This window comes from Bacillus sp. FSL W8-0848 (genome assembly GCF_038007805.1).
Lineage (GTDB): Bacteria > Bacillota > Bacilli > Bacillales > Bacillaceae > Bacillus > Bacillus glycinifermentans.
Genome location: NZ_JBBOYB010000001.1, coordinates 1,901,738 through 1,922,723, shown reverse-complemented (window position 1 = coordinate 1,922,723; position 20,986 = coordinate 1,901,738). Strand labels below are relative to the sequence as shown.

The 20,986-nt window shown below is 36.2% G+C and carries 23 protein-coding genes and 4 pseudogenes; 22 read left to right on the top strand and 5 right to left on the bottom strand.

The features are described from left to right. Nucleotides 1–332: 332 nt before the first annotated feature. The 7 genes and pseudogenes from NSQ39_RS10085 (at nt 333) to NSQ39_RS10055 (ending at nt 4,885) form a co-directional block, all read left to right on the top strand. On the top strand, nt 333–629 hold the full coding sequence (locus tag NSQ39_RS10085; protein WP_216898650.1) for a hypothetical protein: 297 nt from the start codon (nt 333–335) through the stop codon (nt 627–629). Between the two features lie 10 nt (nt 630–639). Then, nucleotides 640–1,191 (top strand): SMI1/KNR4 family protein, encoded by a 552-nt coding sequence (locus NSQ39_RS10080; RefSeq protein WP_216898648.1) that lies wholly within the window; start codon nt 640–642, stop codon nt 1,189–1,191. 171 nt (nt 1,192–1,362) lie between these two features. Then, nucleotides 1,363–3,312, top strand: a complete 1,950-nt coding sequence (locus tag NSQ39_RS10075; protein WP_216898646.1) for a T7SS effector LXG polymorphic toxin — start codon at nt 1,363–1,365, stop codon at nt 3,310–3,312. Nucleotides 3,313–3,346: 34 nt separating this feature from the next. Then, nucleotides 3,347–3,802 (top strand): DUF4274 domain-containing protein, encoded by a 456-nt coding sequence (locus NSQ39_RS10070; protein WP_175075189.1) that lies wholly within the window; start codon nt 3,347–3,349, stop codon nt 3,800–3,802. 84 nt (nt 3,803–3,886) lie between these two features. Continuing rightward, nucleotides 3,887–4,081, top strand: a pseudogene (locus NSQ39_RS10065) (T7SS effector LXG polymorphic toxin); the annotation flags it as partial. Nucleotide 4,082: 1 nt separating this feature from the next. Further along, a complete protein-coding gene (locus NSQ39_RS10060) occupies nt 4,083–4,517 on the top strand; it encodes an SMI1/KNR4 family protein (RefSeq protein WP_175075188.1) in 435 nt (144 codons plus the stop codon). Nucleotides 4,518–4,573: 56 nt separating this feature from the next. After that, nucleotides 4,574–4,885, top strand: a complete 312-nt coding sequence (locus tag NSQ39_RS10055; protein ID WP_175075187.1) for an SMI1/KNR4 family protein — start codon at nt 4,574–4,576, stop codon at nt 4,883–4,885. A 152-nt stretch (nt 4,886–5,037) separates the two neighbouring features. Here NSQ39_RS10055 and xynA read toward each other — a convergent pair whose 3' ends face one another. Both xynA and NSQ39_RS10045 read right to left on the bottom strand, forming a co-directional pair. Next, nucleotides 5,038–5,679 (bottom strand): endo-1,4-beta-xylanase XynA, encoded by a 642-nt coding sequence (gene xynA / locus NSQ39_RS10050; protein ID WP_175075186.1) that lies wholly within the window; start codon nt 5,677–5,679, stop codon nt 5,038–5,040. Between the two features lie 156 nt (nt 5,680–5,835). Beyond that, nucleotides 5,836–5,916 (bottom strand): annotated as a pseudogene (locus tag NSQ39_RS10045) (hypothetical protein); the annotation flags it as partial. A 24-nt stretch (nt 5,917–5,940) separates the two neighbouring features. Here NSQ39_RS10045 and NSQ39_RS10040 point away from each other — a divergent pair. From NSQ39_RS10040 to NSQ39_RS10015, 6 genes and pseudogenes are all read left to right on the top strand, one after another. Further along, nucleotides 5,941–6,116 (top strand): annotated as a pseudogene (locus NSQ39_RS10040) (ATP-dependent DNA ligase); the annotation flags it as partial. Nucleotides 6,117–6,423: 307 nt separating this feature from the next. Beyond that, nucleotides 6,424–7,560, top strand: coding sequence for a RapH N-terminal domain-containing protein (locus tag NSQ39_RS10035; protein ID WP_175075185.1), 1,137 nt, complete (start codon nt 6,424–6,426; stop codon nt 7,558–7,560). A gap of 335 nt (nt 7,561–7,895) precedes the next feature. Continuing rightward, a complete protein-coding gene (locus tag NSQ39_RS10030; protein WP_175075184.1) occupies nt 7,896–8,831 on the top strand; it encodes a S8 family peptidase in 936 nt (311 codons plus the stop codon). 1 nt (nt 8,832) lies between these two features. Further along, nucleotides 8,833–9,696 (top strand): SAR2788 family putative toxin, encoded by an 864-nt coding sequence (locus tag NSQ39_RS10025; protein WP_175075183.1) that lies wholly within the window; start codon nt 8,833–8,835, stop codon nt 9,694–9,696. Beyond that, nucleotides 9,672–10,142, top strand: coding sequence for a DUF7878 domain-containing protein (locus NSQ39_RS10020; protein WP_175075182.1), 471 nt, complete (start codon nt 9,672–9,674; stop codon nt 10,140–10,142). Before NSQ39_RS10025 ends, NSQ39_RS10020 begins: the two co-directional genes overlap by 25 nt. A 158-nt stretch (nt 10,143–10,300) precedes the next feature. Then, nucleotides 10,301–10,510: pseudogene (locus NSQ39_RS10015) on the top strand (abhydrolase domain-containing 18); the annotation flags it as partial. A gap of 667 nt (nt 10,511–11,177) precedes the next feature. On the opposite strand, the gene NSQ39_RS10010 reads toward NSQ39_RS10015, so the two are convergent. The 3 genes from NSQ39_RS10010 to NSQ39_RS10000 form a co-directional block, all read right to left on the bottom strand. Then, nucleotides 11,178–11,441: a hypothetical protein gene (locus NSQ39_RS10010; protein WP_236809488.1), complete on the bottom strand. Its 264-nt coding sequence runs from the start codon at nt 11,439–11,441 to the stop codon at nt 11,178–11,180. Between the two features lie 28 nt (nt 11,442–11,469). After that, on the bottom strand, nt 11,470–11,694 hold the full coding sequence (locus NSQ39_RS10005; protein WP_236809487.1) for a hypothetical protein: 225 nt from the start codon (nt 11,692–11,694) through the stop codon (nt 11,470–11,472). 1,310 nt (nt 11,695–13,004) lie between these two features. After that, complete coding sequence (locus NSQ39_RS10000) at nt 13,005–13,271, bottom strand: hypothetical protein (RefSeq protein ID WP_175075181.1); 267 nt, start codon at nt 13,269–13,271, stop codon at nt 13,005–13,007. 81 nt (nt 13,272–13,352) lie between these two features. On the opposite strand from NSQ39_RS10000, the gene NSQ39_RS09995 reads away from it, so the two are divergent. The 9 genes from NSQ39_RS09995 (at nt 13,353) to NSQ39_RS09955 (ending at nt 20,859) form a co-directional block, all read left to right on the top strand. Continuing rightward, complete coding sequence (locus NSQ39_RS09995) at nt 13,353–14,612, top strand: MFS transporter (RefSeq protein ID WP_175075180.1); 1,260 nt, start codon at nt 13,353–13,355, stop codon at nt 14,610–14,612. 55 nt (nt 14,613–14,667) lie between these two features. After that, entirely contained in the window at nt 14,668–14,901 is a 234-nt protein-coding gene (locus NSQ39_RS09990) for a hypothetical protein (RefSeq protein WP_175075179.1), read from the top strand. A 759-nt stretch (nt 14,902–15,660) separates the two neighbouring features. Beyond that, a complete protein-coding gene (locus tag NSQ39_RS09985; protein ID WP_046132783.1) occupies nt 15,661–16,149 on the top strand; it encodes a cation:proton antiporter regulatory subunit in 489 nt (162 codons plus the stop codon). Between the two features lie 16 nt (nt 16,150–16,165). Continuing rightward, nucleotides 16,166–17,389: a cation:proton antiporter gene (locus tag NSQ39_RS09980; protein ID WP_175075178.1), complete on the top strand. Its 1,224-nt coding sequence runs from the start codon at nt 16,166–16,168 to the stop codon at nt 17,387–17,389. Between the two features lie 242 nt (nt 17,390–17,631). Continuing rightward, nucleotides 17,632–18,132, top strand: coding sequence for a Rok-like winged helix domain-containing protein (locus NSQ39_RS09975; RefSeq protein ID WP_175075177.1), 501 nt, complete (start codon nt 17,632–17,634; stop codon nt 18,130–18,132). Between the two features lie 247 nt (nt 18,133–18,379). Continuing rightward, on the top strand, nt 18,380–18,685 hold the full coding sequence (locus NSQ39_RS09970) for a hypothetical protein (RefSeq protein WP_046132785.1): 306 nt from the start codon (nt 18,380–18,382) through the stop codon (nt 18,683–18,685). Nucleotides 18,686–18,767: 82 nt separating this feature from the next. Beyond that, nucleotides 18,768–19,151, top strand: a complete 384-nt coding sequence (locus NSQ39_RS09965) for a UPF0715 family protein (protein WP_046132786.1) — start codon at nt 18,768–18,770, stop codon at nt 19,149–19,151. 619 nt (nt 19,152–19,770) lie between these two features. Then, nucleotides 19,771–20,205, top strand: a complete 435-nt coding sequence (locus NSQ39_RS09960) for a dUTP diphosphatase (protein ID WP_065894529.1) — start codon at nt 19,771–19,773, stop codon at nt 20,203–20,205. 54 nt (nt 20,206–20,259) lie between these two features. Next, a complete protein-coding gene (locus NSQ39_RS09955; RefSeq protein WP_046132789.1) occupies nt 20,260–20,859 on the top strand; it encodes a class I SAM-dependent methyltransferase in 600 nt (199 codons plus the stop codon). Nucleotides 20,860–20,986 lie beyond the last annotated feature (127 nt).

The window sequence follows — 20,986 nt, the reverse complement described above, 5'->3', positions numbered from 1 at the left end:
TAAATATGAGTTGAGACAAATCAGATAGATCATATATATCAAATGGGTCTTGTTTGATAGAATGAGTATTTTTTTTGGAAGGTGAGATCACAGTTGAGGATAATAACAAAAGATATAGTGTCGGCATAGTTGCCGCCAGTGTCGTGACTGATAAAATAAGACCTTTCCTGAGTCGCCAAACTACCTGATTGCACTGCTATCCACTTGTTAAATTTAAAAATAATTCATAGTTTTGGTTATTAGAGGTGAATGGCTTTTTAAGAATCCTGTTATTTTATTGAGAATATAAAACTATTGTTTGTAAATAAATGTTTAAAAATGAGGAAAAAGCGTTGTCGGGATTTGAGGATAATGATACTGTAATGGAAGCTTCTACAGATGCAAACATGAAAGTTGTTCCAAAAGATAAGAGGGAAGATAGAGATCCTAACTTAAGAAAAAAATTTAAAAAGTGGTATATTATAAAATACGGAGAACCAAAATGGAACTGGGATAATTACGAAGTTCATCATGTTACTCCTCTAAAATATGAGGGAGTAATGATGCGAGCAACTTGTTTCCTCTTGAAAAAAGTTTCATCAAAAGACTGTAACAACCTTGGTGGAGAGTGCATATTAATCTATATGTGAGGCGATGTATTTGACTAATTTTGTTCACAACACTGTGAATGGCCTAAAGAGTCTTTTAGACTTAAACGGGGTTATTAAACTATTTGGTTCCGAAGGAGAAGTTACTGAAACACTTGTTACTTTCCCTGACTATGGTGCTTCTTATGAGGAGATTCAAAACTTTGAATCCAAACATCAACTATCCCTCCCAAAAGATTACACAAAATTTCTGACGCAGCACAATGGCGCTAGAATTTTTGATATTATTTCTGATGGCGAGAACATAGGTGGTGGACTCCATTTATTCAGCCTTGAAGAAATTGAAGAAGAACTGGGATATGTGGAATTGTTTGAAGGCGTAAACGGCATTCCAATAGGGCACCTCTTGGAGGAATGTCATCTAATGATTGACAAGGATAGAATTGATCAGGGTGATCCAAATTATCTCTATTTATTTGAAGATGGTCTTGAGTACACACCGTTAAACTTAAATTTTGAGATATTTCTAGATCGCTATATCATGTGCCAAGGGCAGCCATTTTGGGATTGGCGTTATCGAACAGCAAAAAATTATTATAGATAATGAGCATAAGACAGTCAGACATGGCTGTCTTTTTGTGTCTAAAACAAACAGGAATGATGAACTAGTCTATTCGATTCATTTTCATGGATAAGCAGGATTTATTCGCCAATACCCTTCCATAAAGTGGTAAAATATATACTGATTGTAACTTTTGTATTAGAGGAGAATGTCATGAAAAATTTAGACGTTCAGGCGTTGCACAAAGCAATTGACCATACGCTGGAACAGTTAAAAAAGCAATCAGATGAAATGGCTAAAATCAAAAAAAGCGTTGAAGCCATCACATCCCTTGACGATGCTTTAAAAGGAAAAGGGGGAGACGCGATTCGTGCTTTCTACGAAGAATGCCACACTCCGTTTCTTCAGTTCTACGAAACTTTCATTGACGAATATGAATCAGCACTGAAAAAAATTAAAAATGCATTGAATTCCTTGGAGCCAAATCACAACGGATATATTTCGCAATCATTTCTCGATCATGAATTGGAACAAGGTTTGAACGCGGCTGATCGAACAACGAAACATTTGGTGTCCAAAGCCAATGCCGCGATTTCAAAAGTCAGCCATATTGTCGATCTGCCAGATTTAAATGACAACGAATTTCATGAGCAGAATAGAAAAGCATTGACTAACATCAATCAGACGGTTGAAAAGCTGTATACGTTTGACCGTGAACAGACAAGCACGCTCAAAACGGCCGAATCAGATCTTGAGACGATGCAACAATACATAAAAAGACTTGAAAAAATGTATACGGGGCCTAAAATTGAAATTGCCACCTATCAAAAAGGATCGATTTTAAAACCGGATGAGATGGATGCTTTGGGTGGGAATCAAGAGACAGCGATGGCAGTCATGTTGGATAAGCTTGATAAGAGATCAAAGCTTGAAAAAGAGGTTAGTGAAGTTACCGAACATGATGTTAAAATGTACAAGTTAAAGAAAAAGCTCGAAAATGCATCCAATTCAGAGGAATACATAAAGATTGCTAAAGAGATTGGGTATGAAAATCTAGATTCAGATCAGAAGCTATATTTATGGCTGCTGGAGAAAAAGAAGTACGTAGAGACCGATCCGATTGGATTTGTTGACGGAGTAAAAGATAATCTCGTCGATACGGGCGTTGGTTTATGGGACGCTGTAACCCACCCTATGGAAACACTTGAGGGCATCGGCAATGCGATTATTCACCCCGTAGATACCTTTAACATTATAAAAAAGGATATTGAAGAATCCTTTGAACGAGATGTGATCAATGGTGATTCCTACAGTAGAAGCCACTGGTTCGGCTATGCCCTTACAACGGTGGGAACATCGATAGTAGGCACAAAAGGAACAGACAAATTAAGCAAAGTATCGAAAGCCGGGAAAATCGGAAAAGCTGGATCTAAAGTAAAGGCAGCATCTAAAAAAGCAGTGAGCAGAACGATTAAAGCATCGAAAGAAGCTGTGGAAAAAAGCGTAGCGTCTTTCAAAAAATCGATGCAAAGGGTCGCTTCCAAAATAAAAGGGATTCAAATACATAATCCTTTTGTGCCTCAAGTTCAGTTGGCTGGTGGGGGGAAAGTACCTTATAATGCTATTGATGGTGAAAACTTTAAAAAGACGTTTATTCAACGTATAAAGGAAATCACTACAGTTAGTGGCACAAAGGGTATAGGTGATGCAAGGATAATTCCTGGTAAAACAGGAGTTGTAACAGGCGGAAACTCAAATAAATTAGGAAAAAATATGATGGAGAAAATGGGACTTAAACGTTCAACAAAATGGAGTGGCTATCAAGCTCAGCATATTATTCCATCTGAAATGAGAAATAATCCTGTTATTAAAAAAATAGGGATGAATTTAGATGATGCATCAAATGGAATTTTTCTAAGAGTACCTGATAATGATACAAGTGCTATGTCAAGACACAGAGGATATCATTCTGTTTATAATGAAGTAGTTGAAAGAGCATTAAACAAAATGGATATTAATCAAAGCATTTATAGTTTGCAAAAACAAGTATTAGAATTACAGAATAATCTAAGAAAATTACAAGAAAAAGGGTTGCCTTTATATCCAAGTCAAGGCGCTACAGTGGAACTTTGGGAAAGAAAGCTTAAACAATTGGTAGACTAATTTTTAGAGTATTTGCTAGGGGGGTAATAAAGTAATGGATAAGAAAAATATTAATTTCCTCGAAGAGTTGCTTTATAATACAGAAAAAGACAGCACAATAAGTCGGGTAAGAAACATAGATGATCCTTTGTTGCTCCATGTTTTTGCAGCTAATTATAATTGGAATAGCGGCTTTGATGTCCCAAAAGCAATTCTTGAAAATGAGAATTGTGATTTTGGAACGGGATTATTAATGTTCCATTATGCAGATGGTTATCGTATGCTGGAAAATCCAGATGATGTTTCAACATCTACTTTAGAAGAATGGAAGGATTTTTTAGTCCAAACTTATAATAAGCTTATAAATTTACAGTTTAAATCTGAGAACATTTCATTTGATCCCGAATTAACAAAGATTCAAAAGTTTAAGTTGAAAAAAAGCAACCCGAATATTCCAGATATTTTACTTGATAAGTCACCAGGACATGTGGTTGATGTTCCAAAAATTTAATTCATTTCAAAAAAAACCTTGAAAGGCAGTTGCTAATCAAGGTTTTTATTATTCAAACTAAAAAAGGTATTCAAATACACAATCCTTATTTCGGAGAAGACAGGAGAGCCAGTTAGAAAAAAAGGTGATAAGTATGATGCACATCATATAATTGAGAATAGCTTTCGCGGAGAACATGAGTGGTGGAATATACCCCCTGCTAAATTTCCAAATGAATATCAATCTGGTATCCATGGTACAGGATCACCTACGAATAAATTATTTAAAGGGGATAAATAAAATGAAATACGATTTTATTAAAAATTATCAAGAAAATCAATTTTATCCCGTAAGTGAGGATGAAATACAAGAGGTAGAAGAAACATTGGGGTTAAAGATGCCTTTTGAATTACGGAAGTTTCTATTGGAAGTAGGATATGGTTTTCTAAAAAGATCAGAATATAACATCAATCGGATTATGGGGCCATCCTCAATACGAGACGCTAGATTGAAAACTAATGATTTTGAATTTTATCCTGACATTGAAGTTTACGAGGATCTTGAAGAAGATAAATTAATATTTTTTGAGGCGAATGAAAGTGCGTTATTATTAATTGAATTAAGTGAAGAGCAAAATAATCCAATTTATTATGATGATATAAAGATAGCAGATTCATTGGAAGAATTTCTAATTAAAATTATGGATGACGACAAATATTATATTGATTTAGCCTAACGAAAAAAGGGAATGACACCGGGGATGAAATTTCCCCTAGCAGAGGATATGAAAAAATGGATTATTCTAAGGTGGAAAAGTTCATAAAAGAAAATGCTGATGCCGACGACTTTACAGGTGGTATAAGTGAAGGGATCATTTCTGAACTGGAAGAGAAACTTCAATTGAATTTTCCGACGAGTTATAAATGGTTCTTGAAAAATTATGGTTCAGGAGGGATGTATGGCATAGAAGTTCTTGGCTTCGTTAATGGCAAAGCAACTGTCGTTGATCAGACAAAAGATTATAGAAGATACTTTAATTTACCGAAGGGTCCAGCAATGCCAAGGCCGTTCGCCTGGTGGAAAACGGCCATTAACCATTACTAACGATATTAATAATCATTTACCATACGAGAGGGGTATATTGGAATTTCAACTGAAAGACCGTCGCCTCTTAGTAACTCACAATAACAATGATTATAAAATTTCTCAAGGAACGATCAGCAGACCGTTAGCTACCCCTGATTAATGACAATCTGTTACCACACTGTTACGTTAGAACTTCCACTACTTTGATATCCCTCTGTCGCTAAGACTTGGTAAGACCAAATACTCCCCAGGTTCATTCCATGACTCTTCCATGCTTTAACATGATTGCTGAAAGTGATTTTAGCGTTGCTTCCAGTTGGTCTCTTCGACTGGCGAACACTCCAGTACTGCGTAAAAGTAGTTTTTGGGCCCTCAATGGAAGGTGCGTTATAACGTGTAGTTGTATATATGTCATATGTACCCCCATCACTTTTTACAGTACCTTTATACGTTCCAGTAGGTCTATAAGTACCCCATGAATCCACTACATAGTATTCTATGAGAGGTGATCTCGTCCAACCATATAAAGTCAAATATCCATTGCCATTCGGCGCCCAAACTCCGGCATTATAGTTTATTGTCCTAGATGGCGAACCTGTAGTCCAACCTTTACCAACAACGAAATTTCCCGTATTAGACCAATTAACACTGTAATTCCCGCCAGACCCATTTACAGCGTTTACCATTCCGCCCCCATCAGTCCAATTTTGCCAGTAGTCTGTGCTAGCTGCAGAGGCGGTTGCCGAAAACAAGCTAATGCTCATTAAAGCTGCCGTTAATCCAACTAAGAAATTCTTTTTAAACTTAAACATATGTTACCTCCTATAATATTTTTTCTGACTTTGACATGAGGTAGGATCGTCCCCTGCAATATAATACCACGAATTCATGAGTGAATATTAAGAGTATCTGTAATTTAATTACAAATAACTAAAAAATTGCATTATAAGTTGTCTTGTTCCTACCATAGCCTTATCCTTCTTTCGTAGAATCACAATTCTTGTTTCTAAATCTGATGGAGTAATATCTGTAATTAATCCCCATTCGAACCATTTCATATAAAGGAGATATACATTAGAGATTGTGAAGTCATTGTAGCTGCCTCAGGTGGTGCTCCTGACTTTGAAGCTGTAATGGAACGTTTCATGTCCAAAAAGTCAGCTCATAAGATTGTCTACTGTGTCTTCGATGTATCTACAAAGACGGTCAGTCAATTGCCTCTAAGCCGCTCACTGTGGGTAAGACAGTAGAAGCTGCTTTTAATAAAAAAAGAGTTGAATGAATTTCTAAGAAGAGAAAACATAAAGATTCAAGAAGTTGTCATATTGATGACATGTTTGTGGACTATCCTTATTATAAGGACTGAAAAAGAGGGTAAAAGGAGGGGCTGCGTGGTATTGGGAAGCTGCACAGAGAAAACTAGAAAAGCTGTAAAGATGCACTGATTTATCACAATATATTTCTTTTGAAATTTTCTAACAAATCATTACCGTTAGATTCCTTTCTTGTGCTATAATCCATAATATCTGGAAAAAATGGTGGAAGGGGTTTGAAAGTTGTCGAATGAAAGTGTAATTCCTTATGATTGGGTAGCAACCAAAATGAATCATTGGTATGCTGCTATGAAAAATAATCGCCCTGATGTCGCTGAGGAAATGAAAGAGGAAGTTAAGCGTGAAATCGCAATGATGGAAGAGAATCAGGATGTGCTTGTTTATTTTTCTCTGTTGGAATTTCGACATGAACTTATGCTCGACTATCTCTATCCTGATGTTGAGAGGAATATAAATAAGCGATGCGAAGAATTGAAGGCAGCCTTAGGAAACAGTAATTTAAATGGGATGCTAGAATATTATTATCACTTTTTTATGGGGATGTTCTATTTTCGACAAAAAGAGTATACACACAGTTTAATGTTCTATAAAAGAGCCGAGCAAGAAATCGAATCGCTTGAAAGCGAAGAAACTGAAATTGAAAAGGCAGATTTTTATTTTAAAATGGCTGAACTTCACTACCACATGAAACAAACCTACATGTCGATGCACTATGCCAGCCTTGCTTATCGAATTTTCCGCAACTACCCTACATATGGTGTCCAAAGAGTCCATTGTCAATTTGTTATCTCAGGTAACTGGTTAGACAATATGCGAAGTGAAGATGCTTTGAAAAACGCCTTTCAGGCACTTGAGGAAGCTAAAGAATTAAATATCAACTATTTAATTGGATCGTCGCATTTCAATATTGGAATATGTTATAATCAACTTGAAGAACTTAACGAGGCAGATAAACATTTCCAAGAATCAGTTCGCTTTTATAAACAGGAAAGCCACAGCTATGAACCGAAAGCTCTGTTCAATTTATCTCTTATTAAAGCAAGAAAAAACGAATTAGAAACAGCCATCCATTTGTATAAAGAGGGGAAGAGCTTGGCAGAACACCATCAAAACTTAGAAATTATCAAAAAATTAAAAATGGTTAAAGGTCTCTATCTGTCTTATAATTTGAGCCTCGTGAAAGAAACATTTGAGTTCTTCGAGGAAAAGAAACTGTACCCTGACATGGAATGGTACGGTGTATTGGTGGCGGAATATCTTGCTGCCAGAAAAGCATATGCTGAAGCAAACGAGTTTTACCGCAATGCCATTCATGCGCGAAGACAAATCCAAAGAGGGGGGCTATTGAATGAAATCTAAATTGTTAATTTGTGCAGTTTTAGTTTTAAGTGTTTCAGGTCTAGCCAGTGCTCCTTATTTAACTCAGCAGAACACAAGTATTCAAATAGCTGAAAGAATGGCAACTTAAAATTGAAAAATTCATTAGTCGAAACCATCCCCTTTACATAAATAAAGGAGATGGTTTCTTTTCGTATTAATTAAATAAAATGTAAAATCCCAAATATAATATATTGTGGAAATACAGTTGTTTACAACCATTAACCTATAGGCTAAAATAATTATGTGTATTACAATAATAAAGGAGTGTGACAAAAGAATTTAAGATAATAAAAAAGTTCTGAAAAGGAAGTCTAATGAAGAGTCTGAAAATTGCATTTTTATTGGTTGCTTGTTTGATTTTGATTTATGTAGTTTGCATTTTTTTTATTGGCTCTGAGGAAGTTTCCACAGAAAACAGTACTCAACCTAAAATGTATGAAAAAAAAGATACAGTATGGGGATATGAATTTATTGGCCAAGAAAATCGTAATAATCATCAAAGGCCTGTTAAAATAGCTATTCTTGATAGTGGCATTAATAAGTCGCATAAAGAATTCGAAAATTTAACTTTCTATGAATTCAATGCTACTAATCCTGATAAGCCTGTCAAAGATGAGTACGGTCATGGTACAGCAATTGCTGGAATAATTGCTGCACGCGGTGAAGAAATAAAAGGTATTTCCCAGAATGCTATTATATATGATGTCAAAGTACTAGACGCTAATGGTAAAGGTAAGGTAGAGGATGTCGTTAAGGGGATCAAATGGTGTATCAAACAAAAAGTCAACATAATTAATATAAGCTTTGGCTTCGAAAAAGATTATGAAGCTTTGTATGAAGCAATTAACAAAGCTTTACATAATCACATTATTATTACTGCTGCTTCTGGGAACACCTTTGGGCTTGCTGTGGAATATCCGGCCAAATATAATGGAGTCTTATCGATTGCTTCTTTTGACAAAGAATTCGAAATTGATCCCATGTCTGCCAAAGGAAAAATTGATTTTTCTGCTCCAGGAGTGAATATAAAGTCAACAGATAAAGACGGGGGCTATAGTATAGTCAGAGGGACATCTTTTTCAACTGCGTTTACAACTGGAGCAATTGGATGTTTAATCTCAAATAATAAAATATCTAAAGGAGATTATTATCAGATGCTCCAAAAGAATGCTGTAGATTTTGGCAAGTCAAGATATGACAAAGAGTTTGGTCACGGAGTAATTATTTGTAACAAAAAAGGAGAGACATAGTGTGAAAAAGGCATTAATAAAAATTCTTGTGTTTACTTTAGTTTTGTCTGGAGTATTGCCTGGAATTGCAAGTGCTGAATCAAATGATATTAGAATTGGAAGCGATAACAAAATTACAGGCGTAGAAGAAAACACTAAGGCGTATAAAGTAGATATTGAGAAGGAATTGGAAATAGACTTAGAAAAAGATATTGAAATGGTAGTTGAAGAAAACCATGACCAAAATGAAGTGAATGTTACAACAAAACTAGAAACTGATAACGGCGATATTCAAACCGACATGAATGTTAACGAAGAATCTGGAGAAATCACTGTTACTGGTATTACAAATCAAAAAAATGGTGAAAAAGAAGTCGAAAATTACAATGTATTGATTGAGGAAATTGAAGGAACTGATTTTAAGGCAACGTTTATTGATCAGGAAACAGGGGAAAATTATAAAATTAGTACAATTGAAGCTCAAGCATCAATCGTCCCTGCAATAATAGTTGGTGTTGTTTCTAAATTTGGTATAAAGTGGGCTATCAAGAAATATGGAAAAAAACTTATAATAAAAACTTTTAAGAAAACAGCAATTAAACAAGCCATAAAAAAGGTTTCTAAATTTTCTGTGAGCAACAAGCACCTCAGTAATGCTGGAGGAAGATACAGAAAATTTAATACTACAAGTAAAAGCAAAGTGAATAAATGGATTAAGGAAGCTTTACAATCCAAGAATATTTCCTTTAGCTTAAATAATAACAAAAAATTATCCTTTGTCATCACAGCCAATCTAAAAAAGAAAATCGGAACAAAAGGTGAAACAAAAATAAAAATAGTAATAGGGTGGGACGGTAAGATATGGACGGCGTATCCAATCAAGTAGAATTTAATTATAAGTTCACATCCGAAGAGGCAGATATCCCAAAGAAAATGAAAAAAGACCCTTCAGTAGCGATGAGAGTTGAGGGAGAACTTGAAATCAGAATAAATGGAAACACATATTTCAAAGAGAATATAGCCCTATTAGAATTTTATGCTTCTTTGAATGAGTGGATTAAAAAAGTCAAGAAAAAAAACAAAGTTACAGAGTATAGATATTACACAATGGAGTATGAAGAGGATGAACCCATTATTTCATTGATACCATTTGATCATAAGGCTCGACTGATGACCATTTGGGAAACTCAACAATTATATAATGTATTCGACCTTCATTACATCATTAAACAAATGGAAATGTTGCATGAAAAACTTGGACGGGACATTGAACTCCATTATAAGATTTCATTGAAAAACTTTATTGGAAAAATCCCACTGAGAAAATATTGAGTATAGATAAGAATCTCTAGTTTTTTCTAGGGGTTCTTTTTAATTAATAGTTGAGAGGATCATTATACACTTTATTTAAATAAAAAAACGAATTTTTGTTTTTGAATATAGACGGAGAAACTGAAGAATTTGATATCTGTAACTTTGAGTATGAATCAAAAAAAGTCTTTCATAATCGCATAATGAAAGATTTAGGATGGAACATGTACTCCTATTCACTTTCCTTATCATTTAGAAGGAGAGCTGGAAAATTCAACGGATAGTGGGGAATTGATGGATCATTGCGAATATTATATCGTACAGTTGAATCGGTGAGACAAGCTATTGTCGATTTACGAGCATTCATTCACTGGATAAAAGCCAATAAAACAAGGTGTTGAACAGTTGCCATCTAGTGTTAAAAAACAAGGCCCAGAAAAAGTGGCTAGTTGGTTAACGGAAAAAAGGATAGAAGTTATTGCAGACGCTTTCCATACTCAATGACCTTGCTTGTTAAATGTTCCATTCGTTCATTGAAAATTTCTTTGTTAAATTTGTTGATTCGGATATCAATCTCTGTCCCAAAATGCAAGTCACTAAAAAAAGCAAGTCATGTTTTTCAGTTGCGACAGGTGATGGGGAATGAAAATTAAGAGGTCTCTTTGATTCCGGCTGATCGCGAATTCAACTATAACCTTATATAGAAATAACAAAAGACGCCTTTATAAGACGTCTTCAAGAACTCCTTCTACGTGGCAAGTGAGCTAAAAGTGAAGCAACAGAGAACAGAGGTAAAGTTACTTTATCAAAATATGATCACATTAAATGTCTAACGTCCGTCAAATTGTAAATCACGTAAATCGTAAGCTGTTAAACGTTATCCGTTTCCCATTTCCCATCTACAAATAAATGTTGTAATTTTATCGGTATTACAGTTCAGATACGCTCTAAACCAAAGCGGCTCTCTACTTCTCTGATGCTCCGTGCTGATGATTTTACATCAGCTATCAAGGTGAAATCAGTTTCACCCTCATAGCTAAGGCAAAAGCCCAGCATTTATAGATACTTGTCAGCGGCCTCAAACTCAATTTCATAGTTATGATTTGCTTTTTCAATTGCATTTGATAAGCGATTCGCCATTCTTTCAAGTTTTAATCCTTTAGATTGCATTTTCTCAGGATCAAACATTGCTTTACGATAGCTAATAACATCAGAGTAGGATGATAGTCGTTCAGTTTCTTTAGAACGGCCGTAGCTTTTAAGTCTATTAGCTTCACCTCTAAGTTGCTGAGCTAACTCAAGAGCTTCAGTAATAGACAATTCTTTTTCATCCCATACAACTTTAGCTTTAAGATTTAGCTTCGGACATTAATACTACCAGATCTCGATAATCTTTTCTAGCCTCTTCCAGCTCAGATGTGATTTGATCTACACTTTTTGCAGGTTTGATGTATTCTTCGCCTTTATCATACTCAACATATGCAACACTGTCACGTTCTTGCAAGAGTTCTTGAATACGTTTAGAAATAGTATTTCTTAAAGGAAGAGCCTCGAATAGTGCGATTCTTGACATTTACTATCGACTCCTTTATAGGATTATAGACTTGATTTTAATATAATTTTGATAAATTGCCAACTATTACACATTATTCTGGTAGATTATTTTTTAGAAGGGGACAAGACGGATCCAATTCCCTTAAGAGAAAACCGAAGTTGTACACCGCAGTTAGTAATTTATATTTCGATATACTGCAAAAACATAACAGGTGTCGAAAACCTTTATCTAAAGCCTTAAATTAAATGATGAACCTGTTTTTGTCGATTTTATTCTATTTTCTCGATGAGAAAGCTGATGGTTAGGATCCTTTCCAAGTCCAATTAGCCAGCTTTTTTAGATTCATTGCAGCGTAAACAAACATCATCTGCATGGGCCAAATTTGAGAAACCACGCGCTCACTATCTTTATAACTTATGAAATCAACTTATTCTTCCTTCAATCTGTACCATGGATGCCCAGACACAACTGTTTTAACATCAAATATTTAATGCCTCTGACGGGATTCGAACCCGCACTCCTTTCGTAAGCATAGGCTAGGGGAGAACACGCTTCCCTACGGAATTTCACCAACAGGAATTTCACCTGTCTCAGCTTATTTGCTTTTCGGTGCTTCTGAAACCCTTGCCTTGCGACCCGTTTCTACAATTGTTTTACGGCGCTCTTCCCTTCTAGAGCTACAGAGGCAGAATTTATTTATATTATACAGAGGTAATTGAATTATGGAAACTTAAGTCGCAGGACCTATCCTGAGCTGCAGAATAGACCGGGCTTGAGGGATCGGCACCCGCTTAGTAGAGGGGATAACGAAAAAATGCATATGTATTTTTATTTACATTAAATTCCATCATGTTATGCAATGGTAGAATGAAAGGAATGATTGAATGAAAAAACGAACAACGATTTTTTATTGTAATGTTGCTCTACTATTGCTCGTTCTGTCGATTACAGGGTGTAGAGGCGGGACGAGGGAATCTTCAAAAACAGCCTCTTCAGATCCCTTTATGGACACGGATTCATCTTCTTCCTCGCTTGTTTTTATGCTACGATAGTTCTGCTGATATAGATAAAAACTTAATGAAAGAATACACAGAAGGTATTATTAAAAATACAAAGGTAGTTCGCATTGACATCAGCGATAGTGAAAAAATAAAAGAGTTCATTGATATAATGAATATTCATTAATCAGAAATCGCTTTATTTTTATATAAAACACCAAGATCTCCCCGAAAATAAGGGGGTTCAAAAAAATATTGAACCGCCTATAGCCTCAACTGACTCGTATCACATAATCCTTCATATTATTTGAAAGCCCCGAAATTCCAGCACTAGTCCATGGAATAATTAGCAGCAACTCCATCAATACCTTGACTTATAACTTTGAAATCACCAATTGCTTTGGAAAATCGTGTGTAGTTATGATAACCTTCTCCGTTGAACTGTGGCCCATCTTCTGGTTGAGTATTGCCTAAATCTGTGCTTCCCTCGTATGCCGCATCAGATGCTGCTTTCTCCATCGACTCAGCTGCCCATTCATGACCAAATGACAAAGTCCAGATTTTATAAATTTTTCTTAAACTATTCCTGTCCTTCATTGCTCGAAAACCAAAAATAGGATATGCTTAAAAAACAGCAGATGTAAAAAAGAGGGATTTTGCAAGGGGGATTTAAGAAAAATGGATAGCGCCAATACCGTATGGCAAAAAAACTTCACCTTTCTTTTTTGTTCCAAAATGGTGAAAATAACTGCAGACAGTTTAGCATTCAATACGATTCTATGGTTTTTAATCTTGGATGGGAAAGGGGCTATAGGGACTGCGTTTTTAATCGCTGTAAGTTTTCTTCCCCAGGCAATTTTAGGGCCGATCATTACTCCACTAATGAAAACAAACACATTGAAGTTCTGGATGTTCTTTGCGGACTTAACCAGAGCGTCATTGATGTTCATTATTCCAATATGCTACTTCAATGGTTTTTCTCCTTTATGGTTTATCATATTGCTGATGCTGGTTCATTCTGCCACAGGAGCTTCGTATGATCCTGCTTCTGTTTCTTTAATTCCGAAAATTGTGAAAGAGGATCTCATTCAAAAGGCAAATGCGATAATACAATCTGCGGGGCAAGCAGTTAAGCTGGGAGCGGTTACACTTTGCGGTGTATTGATTGTATTGATTGGTGCAGCTCATACGATGCTCATTATATTGCCGCTCTATATAATATCAGCTATGTTGGTGCTGTTCATTAAATATAACGTTAGTAAGAATCGAGTGAATGCCCAGGCAGCACAATCACATGAGCCATATATAAACAAGCTTAAGAGAGGCTTTATGCTTGTACGGCGCCATCATATTTTATTTCCTTTGGCCATTTTTTGCGTATTTTTGAATTTAGGATCTGCACCGTGGGAAGCATTGGCAGCTGTCTACATAGCGGAAGATTTAAACCAAGGGGCAATTATTCACTCTATAGTGAGAGTTTTGACTACCAGTGGTGCGTTTGTGATGGGATTTATCTTAACTAGGGTCAGAGTGAATCGTTATGGTCTGCTTTTTGTTACGGCTGGTATTGTAGAGGGAACGGCGTTTTTTATAACTGGTATGAATTCTCTATTGTTATTAGTGTTCGTTGCGGCTTTTGTGTTAGGAGCGACGATTAGTGCAATAAATGTCCCTGAACATACGATTATTCAAATATCAGTAGACGATGAGGATCAACCTCAAGTCTATGCTGTTATACGTATGATTTCATATGTGATGATTCCTATAGGTGCTTTATTAGCTGGGTATGCTGCAACTGTTTTTGGAGCAGGCAAAGTAATCGCTTTTGGAGGATTGGTTGAAATCATAGCCGGGATCGGCATATTGATTTTCACAAAACTTTGCAAAACTCAACGATCAGACTTGTCGCAGGCTAAAGAAGACAGTTTGAAATTATAATTATATAAGTTTTGGATTCTTAATTTTCAGTCGATTGGATACAGTGGAACATATAGTGTCATTTGTGGGAAATATTTGTGTTCAAAAAGATCGATTAGTTTACCTTAAAGAAAGGGAAAGAGAAGCATTTAAGTATTTCGAAGAGAAAAAGCTGTATCCTGATATGGAGGGGTACGGAATTTGTATAGGTGATGTTTTATCTGAAAAACAAGGTGACATTTTAGGTGCAAATGAATTTTATCGTAAAGCTATTGCATCACGAAAAAAATTCGAAGGGGAGGTTTTCTAAATGAAATCTAAATTATTGATTTTTGCAGTTTTATATTGTGTTTCATAGGAGTAGAGTTAAAACTTGATTTTTAAACATCCTTGTTATTACAACAAAGCTTTCAATGAGCATATAATTAAACGATAGACCGACCTTTTAAATTGCACAAGGGGAGGTCTTTTTTTGCTGGAAATTGAATTTGCAAATTTGATTGCGACCATTTCAACAAATTTTGCGATCCTCATTTGCAACATCTAATATTGAGCTCAAATGATAAAAGGAGTACAACCAGGTTCTTTTTGCATGCAATTTAGTACATGTTCCTGAATCCTTCTGCAATTACTCACTAAATCAATATATTTTTATGAAATCCTGCGAATAATCGCGCATTCATGAGAATATCGCATTAAACGGAGGGAGTCAAAAGCTTTTTAAACAAGTGTCGGCTAATCACATAATATTTGGCATTTGAAATGTTATAAAACAATACTATAATGGTATTGGGTTACATGGATTAAGAAGGTTTATAAAACAATATATGGAATTTTGATCTGAGAAAATGATTCGGAATGATTTCATCATCTTTTTTTCATATATAAATATTATTTGGGAAGGGGCAATCGGGAACGAGTTACCGTTTCTTTCAAAAATAGTTTCATCGCTCGACCCTTCTCAGCCGCTCAAACGTCCTGAAATGTATAATGATGGAAGGGAAGCGGAATCGATATCAATCTTTAGAACATCCCTAATCAACTATTGTTTTCAGAGGAGGAAAATGAAATGAATATTCGAGAAAGCGAACTTCCGGGAATCGGATATAAGTTTGAGATCATTACAAAAAATCAGGATAAGTTGGTTATTGTAATCCATGATGACGGCCGGAGAGAAATTTATCATTTTGATGCTGACGATCATGAAGAGGTTCTGGTTAGTGCTACATTTAACGATTCTGAAGCCAGAAAAATTGCAAGTATATTAGGCGGCATGGCGTATAAACCCCAAGCTTTGGAAACCGTAGACTTTGCTTTTGACGATACAATCATTGAATGGTATCAAGTAGAACCCAATGCACCCGCTGTAAATAAAACCATTGGTGAAATTGATATCAGAAATAACTTTGGAGTTACTGTCATCGCGATTAAGAAAAAGAACATCAAAAAGTCGCTTAATCCGGGGTCGGATACAGTTATTGAAGCTGGTGATACATTAGTTGTTTCAGGGGAAAGACAGCAGATCAAAGAATTAATCAAAAAGCTGTTATCAACCTAAGGAGTGGAGATTATAGATGGATCACTTAGTATTTGAAGTTGGTACGGCACTTGTTATAGTTGCGATTGGCGCTGTTGTTGCAAACAGACTAAAGTTTTCAATCATCCCCTTTCTAATTGTTCTCGGGATGATTGTAGGCCCACACGCTCCAACGATTGGGATCATTGATTTAACATTTATCGAAAGCAATGAAATTATTCAATTTCTAGGCCGAATAGGTGTACTTTTTTTACTTTTCTACTTAGGGCTTGAATTCTCTGTCGGCAAGCTGGTCAAATCAGGGCAAAACATCGTAGTGGGCGGAAGTATCTATGTGGCCGTTAACTTCATCTTAGGCCTTCTGTATGGACTTGTCACAGGCATGCCTTGGATGGAGACGCTCATTATTGCCGGACTGCTTAGTGTATCTTCCAGTGCGATTGTAGCCAAAGTGCTTGTCGATTTAAAAAGAACTGCTAATCCCGAAACAGAGCTCATCCTGGGGATTATTTTATTTGACGATATCTTTCTCGCTTTATTTTTAACAACAGTGTCGGGCATCTTGCTTGCCGGTTCTACATCTTTCCTCGGTATTTTCACCTCTGTTCTTATTTCCGTTGGTTATATGTTACTGTTCTTTATTATCGCACGAAAAGGTGCTCTGTTATTAAATAAATGGTTAAACATAAAATCAGATGAAATTTTTATCATTGTGATATTTGCGATTTTATTTTTTGTTGCGGGATTTTCAGAAACGCTTCACGTGGCAGAAGCGATTGGTGCCTTATTGTTAGGCTTGGTTTTTTCTGAGACTGAGCACCGAGATCGCATCGAACATCTTGTCGTTCCGTTTAGGGACTTCTTTGGGGCGATTTTCTTTTTCAGCTTTGGATTAAGTATTGATCCATCAACATTAGCTGATGCAATTTGGCTGGCATTAGGCGCAGCTGTACTTACGATTATAAGCAACTTTGCAGCCGGAATGATCTCTGGAAGGAAAGCGGGTTTATCCCATAAAGCCTCTACCAATATCGGATTAACCATCATGGCCCGAGGAGAATTTTCTATCATCGTAGCTAATTTAGGGGTTACAGCAGGATTAAATCCTATTTTAACGCCTTTTACCGCGCTCTATGTTCTCATTTTGGCAGTTGCGGGATCACTTATGGCAAAAGAAAGCAAGAGCTTTTATAAGCATTTAAACAAAATTTTCAAGTGGAGCAAACCTGCGGAAAAGAGAAAAATGAAAGTACCCGATTAATCTATAAGCCTATCTTCCCTAATTGTCTACAGTTACTACACTATATATTTTTTTCTTGTGCGGCAGATTTCATCTGCATCCCGGTTTTTCCTTACTGGTTTGCCTTATACATTTTTGAATTGGACGTAAATCTTAATGAATCCAACAGTTGTGAAATTGTGAATAATTATGAAAAACGATTGTTAAACATAAAAAAGTCCTATACACTATAAGTAAATAATGGTTTTTAGGAGATGGCGAACGTGTTCAATGAAAGAGAGGCGCTCCGTTTAAGACTTGAGCAGCTTAACGATGCTGAGATCAATGTCATGCGCGAACTCCGGGAGGAACGGAATGAAATTTATTCTAAGCTGCGCGAATTAGACAATAGCGAGCCTAACATGATCCACAAAAAACCGCTTTTAGAGTTAGCCAATGCAACTGCAAAACCTTTTGAAAAAAATAAACCAGAGAAATCAGCACCCATTGATTCATCTTCAATCCCCAGAAGAAAACCCAAACCTGGAACGAAAGCTTACAAACATCGTGAGGCAGCTTTAAAGATTTTAAAGCGCCACAAAGGTGAAATAAAAAGCCGTGAGCTTCAAAAAGAAATTGAAAAAGAAACGGGGATGTCAATTCCTAATATGACGACATTTATGCAGGGATTAATAAAATTTCACCCTGAAGTCGAAAAGACATACCGGGGCCAATATGTTCTCAGAAAAGAAAAAGGAAATGCCGTTGATGAAAGTCCTTCTTAAATAAAGCTTTTGTTAGCATTGTTCCAAAAACAAAAGGGGAAGCAATGTGCCGAATGGCGGGGAGCAGATGAAACCTAATTGCAATCCAACAAGGTGAACATGTTCAAGTTATGAAAGTAAAGGTTAGGCCAATCCTTTGACTTTTCCACAATCTCAGACGATTGTAAATTAACTTGTGAATACGTATAAACTAAATTTATTAATGAAGAAAAATAGCTGTAAAGAGGCGGAAGGATGGATCGTACTTATGGATCTTTTATGGTTAGGAATCGGCTTAGCTTTGATGGGCTATTTCATAGGGGATGGATTAAAAAACTTTAAAAGTCCAAAAGCAAGCTCTCCCGGGTACACATCCTTAATAAAAGAAAAGGATCTGCACTTTTATTTAGGATTAAATAAGGAAGAGACTAAGGAATTACTAAGCAAATTTCCTAATGCACCTAAAGTTGAAATAAAGGGAACAACTTATTACCCGTATAAGCAATTTTTAGAATGGATGTCATCAAACGATATTTATAAAAATGAAGGTGAAAGCGTTAATCCGCTTTTATAAACCCTAGACGTAAGACTAAAACGCACTGTCTTTTATCAGTCAGTGCGTTATTTTATAGTAAGAGTGAAAGGGGGGGTAAATCGTGCGAGTTAGAAGGTATCTCTATACGCTGATTCTTTCATCTCTGGCAGCAACATGTGTATATATGATTAACTTAGGATACTTTCATTATATCCCATTGGTTGCTGTGACTATCATTCTTATAATCTGCTATGCAATATTTGCTATACCGGTTCAAGTGTTCTTAAATCGTAATCCGAAGAAATTTAATTTCAAATATTTATTAATCTACAGCTTTGCATCCTTTTTAGTCTGGTACATCTTTGCTATCACAAATAACGCGGACGATGTATTCAGCGTTTTTGAAAATGCTGCGATTTATTTTTACAGTATTACTTTTGCTGCGATCTTTTGGTTTTGGGATTCAGTTTTCCTGCAGATCAAGAGTAATAAAGAGAAAGTGTAAAGGATTCAATAGGAAACACTATACTGCAAGTTTTTCATTAGCAACAGCGCGCAATATTTATTTGGGAGGTTATAATATGTACTTTATATCAGGAGTTATTTCGTTTTTGCTTGGCTTATTCATGCTATTTTCGTTACAGTTGTTTTCTATTGCTTTTCCTAACACTGTGATTGATGGAAATGGCAATAGTGAAGCTTCAGCCTATTTTCAATCATCTGTATTGTTTTATCCTATATTATTCATTATATTGGGTTTGATATTGACTTTTGTCCACTTACGAACAAAAAAGTAAGAAAAGCAAATATAAAACTGACTGGAAGAGCCTAACCATTGCAGAGACAATGTTGAACGAGAGGACTGCATAGCATCAACATTTTGAACGGCTAGATCATAAACTGCACTTTTTTGTCTAACGCTTTAATGAAAAGTTTAATTTCATAGCTTACTCTCTATTCGATTTATCAAAGATCAGGTATTTGGATGAAAAAAGCCTGAAGAGTGAGGGGGCAGCATCCGACACATCCCGCTCAATAAAATGAAGCCCAGCATTGGTTTTATACGAGAGGCCTTAACTGCTATACTTATAATCAAAGTTGAAATAAAAAAGGAGTTAACACATATGCCATTGCAAATCAAAATCAAATATGCAGACGAAACACAAACGCGCATTTCAAAAATCGAACAGGGTGATTGGATTGATCTGAGAGCTGCGGAAGATGTATCTATTCCAAAGGATGAGTTTAAACTGATTCCTCTCGGAGTGGCGATGGAATTGCCTGAAGGGTATGAAGCCCATGTCGTTCCTCGTTCAAGTACATATAAAAATTTCGGTATCATTCAGACAAATTCAATGGGCGTGATTGATGAGTCATACAAAGGGGACAGTGATTTCTGGTTTTTCCCGGCTTATGCGCTGCGAGATACTGAAATTAAAAAAGGAGATCGGATTTGCCAATTCAGAATCATGAAGAAGATGACTGCAGTTGAATTGGTCGAGGTCGATCATTTAGGCAACGAAAACCGCGGAGGACATGGATCCACCGGAACAAAATAAATAGCCGAAGCTTGATGCCAGGTGATATCTCATGTGGGAAAGGAGAATCGGATCATGACTTCCTTCTGGAATACCCGTTTTCAAGATGAGAACTATATTTACGGAACCGAACCGAATGCATTTTTATCAGAATCCCAGAAAAAGCTCCAGTTATCAGGTGACGCTTTGGCCATTGCGGAAGGCGAAGGGCGGAACGCCGTTTTTTTGGCCGAGCAGGGAATGGATGTCACTGCATGGGATTATGCCGAATCAGGTTTGCGAAAAACTGAAAAGCTTGCCGCATCGCGGGATGTAACAGTTAAAACTGAGCTGGTTGATTTACATGAAGCGTCATGGAAAAAAGATCAATGGGACGAAATCGTATGTATTTTTGGGCACTTCCCAAAAGAATTGCGCCGAAAAACGCTTTTGGGTGTGAAAGAAGCAGTGAAGCCGGGGGGCTTTTTTGTTGCAGAGGTTTATTCCATTCACCAAATTCCGTATAAAAGCGGAGGGCCGCAAGACTTGGAACTTTTATATTCCCCTGAAGAGTTTTTGCAAATTTATGCAGATTGGCGCATTGTTCACTTTTTCATGGGGGAAGTGGTCCGTCATGAAGGGGATTTGCATAATGGCTTGTCTCATGTTATTCAATTTATAGGACAAAAAAGATAAGAGATAATGCTGTTTGATCATCAAATGCCGGTTAGTCTTATGGAAAACCGGCCATTTTTTTGTCCAGATACCTTTGAATTCCGGCGGCAAACACGTCAAATGTTTTTTTGATCGAACAGGATTATGA

Bases quoted from the DNA above. Each gene is read 5' to 3' on its own strand.
- NSQ39_RS09985 (WP_046132783.1), top strand. From the start codon at position 15,661: ATGAATATTCGAGAAAGCGAACTTCCGGGAATCGGATATAAGTTTGAG.
- NSQ39_RS10005 (WP_236809487.1), bottom strand. From the start codon at position 11,694: ATGTCAAGAATCGCACTATTCGAGGCTCTTCCTTTAAGAAATACTATT.
- NSQ39_RS10030 (WP_175075184.1), top strand. From the start codon at position 7,896: ATGAAGAGTCTGAAAATTGCATTTTTATTGGTTGCTTGTTTGATTTTG.
- NSQ39_RS10055 (WP_175075187.1), top strand. From the start codon at position 4,574: ATGGATTATTCTAAGGTGGAAAAGTTCATAAAAGAAAATGCTGATGCC.
- NSQ39_RS09980 (WP_175075178.1), top strand. From the start codon at position 16,166: ATGGATCACTTAGTATTTGAAGTTGGTACGGCACTTGTTATAGTTGCG.
- NSQ39_RS10070 (WP_175075189.1), top strand. From the start codon at position 3,347: ATGGATAAGAAAAATATTAATTTCCTCGAAGAGTTGCTTTATAATACA.
- NSQ39_RS09960 (WP_065894529.1), top strand. From the start codon at position 19,771: ATGCCATTGCAAATCAAAATCAAATATGCAGACGAAACACAAACGCGC.
- NSQ39_RS10020 (WP_175075182.1), top strand. From the start codon at position 9,672: ATGGACGGCGTATCCAATCAAGTAGAATTTAATTATAAGTTCACATCC.
- NSQ39_RS10000 (WP_175075181.1), bottom strand. From the start codon at position 13,271: ATGAAGGACAGGAATAGTTTAAGAAAAATTTATAAAATCTGGACTTTG.
- NSQ39_RS09995 (WP_175075180.1), top strand. From the start codon at position 13,353: ATGGATAGCGCCAATACCGTATGGCAAAAAAACTTCACCTTTCTTTTT.
- NSQ39_RS09970 (WP_046132785.1), top strand. From the start codon at position 18,380: ATGGATCTTTTATGGTTAGGAATCGGCTTAGCTTTGATGGGCTATTTC.
- NSQ39_RS09955 (WP_046132789.1), top strand. From the start codon at position 20,260: ATGACTTCCTTCTGGAATACCCGTTTTCAAGATGAGAACTATATTTAC.
- xynA (WP_175075186.1), bottom strand. From the start codon at position 5,679: ATGTTTAAGTTTAAAAAGAATTTCTTAGTTGGATTAACGGCAGCTTTA.
- NSQ39_RS10060 (WP_175075188.1), top strand. From the start codon at position 4,083: ATGAAATACGATTTTATTAAAAATTATCAAGAAAATCAATTTTATCCC.
- NSQ39_RS10075 (WP_216898646.1), top strand. From the start codon at position 1,363: ATGAAAAATTTAGACGTTCAGGCGTTGCACAAAGCAATTGACCATACG.